A 4,824-nucleotide genomic window follows, 5' to 3' on the forward strand; every position below is an offset into this window, starting at 1 on the left:
AAGTAGAGCAAATCTGCTCTGCTTCAAGCGACAACTATCCTGAAAATTACCGATAATCTTAACTTCGAACCCGCCATCATTTGCTCTTTGCTTTGCAATCTTCAAAAAGCAATCTTCTCTACGCAGATGTAAATTATTTACTTGATAACTGGATTTCTGAATTTTTTTTAACCAAATTTCATCTTTGAACTGTAAATAATTTATATCTCCTTCTATAAGACGGTAATTTTTCAAATACTCATTTAAATAAAATGGTATTTGTAGAAGACATAACAACCTTTCATTTTTGGGAAGAGCAAACTCTTCTGTTTTAGAAATATTCGCTAACTCTTCATGCGTGAGCGTTGGTATGTTAATTGAACTGAAATCTGATCTACAAGATTCCTCTATTTGAAATCTGAGCTCATCAAGGTATGTATTCCTTACGGTAAAAATTAATTTCCAATTATTATCAACAAGTTCTCTAAGGAACATAGTAAATACATTTTTATCTTCAATCTCCAAAAGCTTCTCTGCTGAATCAAAAAAAATATATTTTTCTGTTATATCACTATGTTCGCTAATAAACTCAGAATACGTGATTTCCCCATAAGGTTCAAAAAGGTGATTAATGTGAGGAATACTATTGAATTGAGCAGCCTTAAATAAAAAAATTACCGCTGATTCCTTTATATTTTCATATAGTTCTTTAGTAACTGCTGTTTTCCCAACACCCGCCCCTCCATAAATTATTACCATCGAGGAATTTTGAAACATATTCTTTATTTGTTTTACAATTTCAGAACGATCAAATTTAATTTTCTTCTTGCCAAAAGAAATTTCAGAGTGAATTGGTTTCAGTATGGAGTCAGTGCTTAATTCTATTTCGGCAATAGAGTCGAGAATACCTTTATTTAAACAGAAGAAATGCTCCACAATACTAGTTTGTTCGCAAACGAAAGGAGATTCAAAATAACTTGCTGTTCTCCACTCTATACCAATATTATTAGCTTTTGCGTATTTTTCAATATCGGTTTTATAACGTGGAGCAGTGTTTTTTGTATGCTGACCAAACTCCTGATTTGTATAAAAAATTATCTTATTTACTTCAGGATGCCTCTGTATGGTGGTCTTGATTGAGCTAATTAGGTCGGCTTTAGCCCTAGATAACCCCATATCATAGAATTTGGCTTGCCATCCGATAATAGATCCATCTTTTTCAATAGGGTCTGTTTCTATGCCTGCATGATTCTTAAATCGAAATATACCAGTGTTTTTTTCAAACTCTATGCAAAATAGAAGATAACATAGCCGTTCGAAAGCCGATTGCTTATAATTACTAAACTTTGTCCTGAAATTATCCCAGTTGATATAAGCTATTCGATTTTTCATATTATCTCTTTATCAATGAATTCCTACTTTATAATTATCTATGAATAACAAGAAACAGTTCGTAATTTTCAGAATTTTTCTCTCTAGAATGGTTGAGGACCTGTCTTTCAAGATTATATATGTTTTGATTTATATAATATGAAAAACTTTGAAATTTGTTAACAAATCTAACTTCTCAAACCTCGAATTAAACTAACTCCACATCCAACAATCTGAGCTTGTTGTTTGAGACCAATACGAATATTAGCCCAATCCTCATTAAGCGCAATTAATTCAAATTGCTGAGCCTCTTTAGAAGCCGATAATTGTTTATATTTGCGAACAATCACTTCCTGCTCTTCTTCAACTAAGGCCACTACAAAATCGCCAGGTTTGGGGCTTGTATCAGGGTCTACGACTATGACATCATTAATTCGAAGTTCCGACATCATGCTTTCATCTTTAATCTGCAGAGCAAAAGCATTTTTTCCAATGCTATCACTAACAGCTGTACTAACAGGAATAAACTCAACTTTGGTATCAACGTCATCTTTGATTTTCTGGATGAAAGCAGCTGGATCAATTGCTTGATTGTAATCCAATACAGGAATCAATGCCCCCATGCCAAGGGATTTGGTCATCTTCCCTTCACGGTTATCAGTTAAGCACATCAAATAAGATGCTGAGACTTCCAGCGCATCAGCAAGCAATTTAATTTCTGTTGGACCAGGGGTACGGTCCCCTCTTTCATAATTATTAATACGTGAAATTTTCAACTCACTGGTCAACTCAGCCAATGCTTTTCTCGTCAATCCTTTGGCCTTTCGTTCATTCATAATTCTTTGGCCGATTTTCTCTTTGATGTTCATACCTATTCCACGGTTTTAGGTTAATAAATTAATCCATTTACATATTGACTATAACTCAATATGTGTTATTTTGAGATTTACTAAATACTCGATTCGAGTATTTAAGCTCATTAAGAGCTATTTTTTGCCTTAAGTTCTCAAAATGTTATCACAAGTTTCATTGAGCGCTAAGACTTTAGTTAAGGAATAACGGACTATTTATGTACTTTACAGTGAATGACAATGAATTGGATGCGCTCTGTGGACTTTCATATATCCAACAAATTACCTACTTAAGAGGTATTCGACCCTATATGGATCGCAATACTTTCGTAGTAGGGATAAAGCGACGGATCAGTTACCAATCGCTAGCTGAGGCACTTTATATTGAACCCCATCAAGGTATTACTGAGTCAGGAAGTCCTAGTCGTCAGCAAATTCGTCGAGTCATTAAAGGGCTTGAACGAGCAGGACTTATTGTCATTCAATCTTTCGATAAACATCTTATTTTAAAATGCCTTTTAGCGGATATCAGTTATTGTGTCCAAAATAAACCCGGCACAAACCCGACACAGCAAGCCGACACAAAGCCGCATGCTGTAATCCCTGTAAATACAAGGATTTCGGGAACTACTGAAGTAAAAGCCGACATAGATAAATTGCTAAAAGCCGACACACCTCAAATTAAAGAAAATAATTATATTTATTTATTACAACGCTTCGACAATTTCTGGCGTATGTACCCCGAGAAAAAGTCACGTGATCGTGCCTTTGAAATTTTTCAACAAATCAATCCAGATGAACATTTGCTGCAATGCATGTTGCAAGCACTTTATCAACAAATCACAGCGCGTGAAGCAAAAGAAGCACATGGAGAATGGGTTCCGGCATGGAAATTTCCAGCTAACTGGCTATCTCAAAAATGTTGGGAAGATGAAGTCAAAATCGAATTAACGCAGGAGAAAAGGAATGAGAAGCGCGGCACAAATACTAAGAGCGGAGCCATTGATCCATTCTGGAACCCAGAAACAGGAGAGACAGCAAGCACCGATGAAGACGAATACAAGCAGTCAAACGTCATCAACCTGCAATGCTACCGACAGTAGAAAAAAATGTATTGAAAACCTGTTTACTCGCTTTGCAGTTTACTACGGGCATTTGTGGCGCAGTCAGTTCAAGAATGATGGTTTTTTGGAATTTGCCAAGAAAGAGTGGTTGGAGGGGTTAAGTCAGTTCAGTGATGAGATTTTGGATCAAGTCATCATTGATTGCCGAGATCATTGCGAAATGCCTCCTACCCTGCCGCAAATGATTGGTTTTTGTCGTGATATCAAAAGGCGAAATGCTTTTAATGTCAGACCAGAAAAATATCAACCAGCCAGTATGGAAGTGGTTGAAGAGAATATCAGGCAGTGCAAGGCCTATTTATTTAAATAACTTTAAGGAGACGCATTATGTTGGTTTTAACAAGAAAAGTTGGGGAATCGGTTGTTATCAGTGAAGAAGTTTACTGCACTGTGGTGGGTTATCGAGATGGTGAGGTTCGTCTAGCCTTCGATGCCCCTCAATCAATTCCTGTCCACCGTGATGAAATTCAAAGACGCATTTATCGTGAACGCCAAAAAGATCAATGGTTCAGCGACTCGTCCTCCAATAAAGAAAGCATCGTTGATCGCTTAATTAGCAAATTCAAAAATGGATTGAAGTCAGCTTAAAAGCATCAGTAATCGGAGAATATATCGTATGAATGCGCAAGAAGAACAAGGAATCACCGTTAAAGACCGTGCCCGTGAAAAGTTAAGGCGTGACTTGGGTGGCACGATTGAACAAGCACTAAGCGATCCTAAAACCGTTGAAATTATGCTCAATGCAGATGGCAAGCTTTGGCAAGAAAGGCTTGGAGAAACCATGCGTTGCATAGGTAGTATCAATGACGCTCGTGCTGAATCAATCATTAAAACTATTGCCGGCTTTCATGGTAAGGAGGTAACACGTTTTAATCCAATACTGGAGGGTGAACTGCCCTTAGATGGTTCACGTTTTGCAGGGCAGCTGCCACCCGTGGTATCAAAACCAACATTTGCAATTCGTAAAAAAGCCATTTCGGTTTTTACACTAGATGACTATGTAAAATCAAAAATCATGACAGAAGCACAATGTGCTGTGATTAAGAAGGCTGTTATTGCACATCGAAACATTCTCGTCATTGGAGGCACAGGTTCTGGCAAGACTACTTTAGTGAACGCCATTATCAATGAAATGGTTTGTAGCTCACCAGCCGAGCGTGTCTTCATCATTGAAGATACTGGTGAAATTCAATGTGCTGCTGAGAACTGCGTCCAATATCACACCACCATTGATGTCAATATGACCCAGCTTTTGAAAACCACTTTAAGGATGCGACCAGATCGAATCCTTGTTGGTGAAGTGCGGGGCAGTGAAGCGCTGGATTTACTTGATGCCTGGAATACAGGTCATGAGGGTGGAGCTGCTACTTTGCATGCCAATAACTGCCTTGCAGGACTTCATCGTTTGAAATCACTTATTACCCGTAACCCTTCCGCCCCGACTGAAATTGAACCTTTGATTGGTGAGACGGTTCATTGTGTGGTGCATATCGCAAGAA

At 37.7% G+C, this 4,824-nt stretch carries 6 protein-coding genes; 4 read left to right on the forward strand and 2 right to left on the reverse strand.

What is annotated here, in order from left to right:
• Nucleotides 1-1,371 (reverse strand): ATP-binding protein (locus Q0495_RS14720; protein WP_298627621.1); only part of this gene is annotated, 1,371 nt, incomplete at its 3' end.
• A gap of 167 nt (nucleotides 1,372-1,538) precedes the next feature.
• Nucleotides 1,539-2,219, reverse strand: coding sequence for a S24 family peptidase (locus Q0495_RS14725; RefSeq protein ID WP_298627622.1), 681 nt, complete (start codon nucleotides 2,217-2,219; stop codon nucleotides 1,539-1,541).
• Between the two features lie 200 nt (nucleotides 2,220-2,419).
• Between Q0495_RS14725 and Q0495_RS14730 the strand changes: the two genes are divergently transcribed.
• The 4 genes from Q0495_RS14730 to trbB form a co-directional block, all read left to right on the forward strand.
• Nucleotides 2,420-3,304 carry a hypothetical protein gene (locus tag Q0495_RS14730; RefSeq protein WP_298627625.1) on the forward strand — a complete coding sequence of 295 codons (885 nt, stop codon included), beginning with the start codon at nucleotides 2,420-2,422 and terminating at the stop codon, nucleotides 3,302-3,304.
• A 19-nt stretch (nucleotides 3,305-3,323) separates the two neighbouring features.
• A complete protein-coding gene (locus tag Q0495_RS14735) occupies nucleotides 3,324-3,635 on the forward strand; it encodes a Vir protein (RefSeq protein WP_298627632.1) in 312 nt (103 codons plus the stop codon).
• A 17-nt stretch (nucleotides 3,636-3,652) separates the two neighbouring features.
• Nucleotides 3,653-3,913, forward strand: coding sequence for a carbon storage regulator CsrA (csrA, locus tag Q0495_RS14740; RefSeq protein WP_027265149.1), 261 nt, complete (start codon nucleotides 3,653-3,655; stop codon nucleotides 3,911-3,913).
• Between the two features lie 28 nt (nucleotides 3,914-3,941).
• Nucleotides 3,942-4,824, forward strand: an 883-nt coding sequence (trbB, locus tag Q0495_RS14745; RefSeq protein ID WP_298627630.1) for a P-type conjugative transfer ATPase TrbB, incomplete at its 3' end; no start/stop codon positions are given.

The sequence above is a fragment of the uncultured Legionella sp. genome (genome assembly GCF_937871865.1).
Taxonomy (GTDB): Bacteria; Pseudomonadota; Gammaproteobacteria; order Legionellales; family Legionellaceae; genus Legionella.